Below are 2,342 nucleotides of genomic sequence, written 5' to 3' on the forward strand. Positions count from 1 at the left end.
CGATCTCGCCGATGGAGTGCCCGGCCAGGAAGTCCGGTCGCACGCCCCAGGACTCGAGCAGCCGGTACAGCGCCACCTCGAACGCGAAGATCGCCGGCTGGCTGTACCCGGTGCGGTCCAGCAGCTCCTGGTCGTCGCCGAGGACGACCTCGGCGAGCGGGCGGTCGAGTTCGCGGTCGAACAGCGCGCAGGCGGTGTCGAACGCGTCCCGGAACACCGGGAACGCCGCGCGCAGCTCGCGGCCCATGCCGACCCGCTGGGAGCCCTGGCCGGTGAACAGGAACGCCAGCGCGCCGTGCGCGGCGGTCCCCCGCACGAGGGCGGGCGAGGTGTCGCCGTCGACCAGGGCGCGCAGCCCGGCGAGCAGCTCCTCGCGGGTCTCGCCGACGACCACCGCCCGGTGGTCCATGCCCGAGCCGGGGCGCACGACGGCCAGCGAGTGGGCCAGGTCGAGCGGCTCGACGCCCCGCTCCACCAGTGGGACCAGCCGCGCGGCCTGGTCGGGCCGCGCGCTCGTGGCGCGGGCCGACAGCAGCCACGGCAGCGGCGTGGCGGGCAGGACCGGGGTGGTCGGCGCGGCGGGCGCGGCGACCTCGGGGGCCTGCTCGACGATGACGTGCGCGTTGGTGCCGCTGATGCCGAACGAGGAGATGCCCGCCCGGCGCGGGCGGCCGGTCTCGGGCCAGGCCAGCGCGTCGGTGAGCAGCTCGACCGCGCCCGCGCTCCAGTCGACGTGCGTGGACGGCTCGTCCACGTGCAGGGTCTTGGGGATCACGCCGTGGCGCATCCCCATGACGACCTTGATGATGCCCGCGACGCCTGCGGCGGCCTGGGTGTGGCCGAGGTTCGACTTGATCGAGCCGAGCCGCAGCGGCTCGTCCCGGTCCTGGCCGTAGGTCGCCAGGAGCGCCTGCGCCTCGATGGGGTCGCCGAGGGTGGTGCCGGTGCCGTGCGCCTCCACCGCGTCCACATCGGACGGTCGCAGGCCCGCGTTCGCGAGCGCCTGCCGGATGACGCGCTGCTGCGAGGGGCCGTTGGGCGCGGTGAGCCCGTTGGACGCGCCGTCCTGGTTGACCGCCGTGCCGCGCACGACGGCCAGGACCTCGTGCCCGTTGCGGCGGGCGTCCGAGAGCCGCTCCAGCACCAGCACGCCGACGCCCTCGGACCAGCCGGTGCCGTCGGCGGCGTCCGCGAACGGCTTGCAGCGCCCGTCGGGGGCCAGTCCGCGCTGGCGGGAGAACTCCACGAACATCTCCGGCGTCGCCATGACGGCCACGCCGCCCGCGAGCGCCAGCGAGCACTCCCCCGACCGCAGCGCCTGCGCGGCCAGGTGCAGCGCGACCAGCGAGGACGAGCACGCGGTGTCCACGCTGACCGAGGGGCCTTCGAGGCCGAAGGTGTAGGAGACGCGGCCGGTGACGACCGCGCCGGAGCTGTGGCCGGTGACGTAGTCGTGGTACAGGCCCCCGGCGAACACGCCGGTCGAGCTGCCCTTGAGCGAGGCCGGGTCGATGCCCGCCCGCTCGAACGCCTCCCACGAGGTCTCCAGCAGCAACCGCTGCTGCGGGTCCATGATCACGGCCTCGCGCGGGCTGACCCCGAAGAAGCCGGGGTCGAACAGGGCCGCGTCGTCCAGGAACCCGCCCTGCGCCACGTAGGTGGTGTCGGGCCGGGTCGAGTGCGGGTCGTGCAGCTTGGCGACGTTCCAGCCCCGGTCGGCGGGGAACGGGCCGATCGCGTCGCGGCCGTCGAGCAGCAGCTCCCACAGGTCCTCGGGCGAGCGCACCCCGCCGGGGTAGCGGCAGGCCATGGAGACGATGGCGATCGGGTCGTCGTCGGCGCGCTTGGTGGCCACGACCTCGGCCTGCCCGGCCGAGCCGGACAGCTCGGTGAGCAGCAGCTCGACCAGGGCCAGCGGGGTCGGGTGGTCGAAGACCAGCGTGGCGGGCAGCCGCAGACCGGTCTCCGCGCCGAGGCTGTTGCGCAGCTCCACGGCGGTGAGCGAGTCGAAGCCGAGGTCCTGGAAGGCGCGGGCCGGGTCGACCGCCTCGGGCGAGCCGTGGCCCAGCACCGAGGCGACCCTGGTGCGCACGAGGGTCAGGACGGCGGCGCGGCGCTCCTCGTCGGTCAGGCCGGTGAGGCGGCGGGCCAGCTCCGAGCCGGTCGCGGCCGTCGCGGACCCGGCGCGCCGGGCGCGGCGGCGCACCAGGCCGTCGAAGGCGAGCGGGGCGTCGTCGCCGAGGGCGCGCAGGGCCCGCAGGTCGAGCCGGGCGGCGACGACGGCGGGCGCGGCGGCGGAGGTGGCGGCGTCGAGCAGGGCCATGCCCTCCTCGGCCGACAGC

The 2,342-nt window shown here is 76.0% G+C and carries 1 protein-coding gene; it reads right to left on the bottom strand.

The annotated features are described in order from the left end of the window. A partial coding sequence (locus tag ACTUAL_RS03510) for a type I polyketide synthase (RefSeq protein WP_440899247.1) occupies nt 1–2,342 on the bottom strand: 2,342 nt, incomplete at both ends.

This window comes from Actinosynnema sp. (assembly GCF_052038725.1).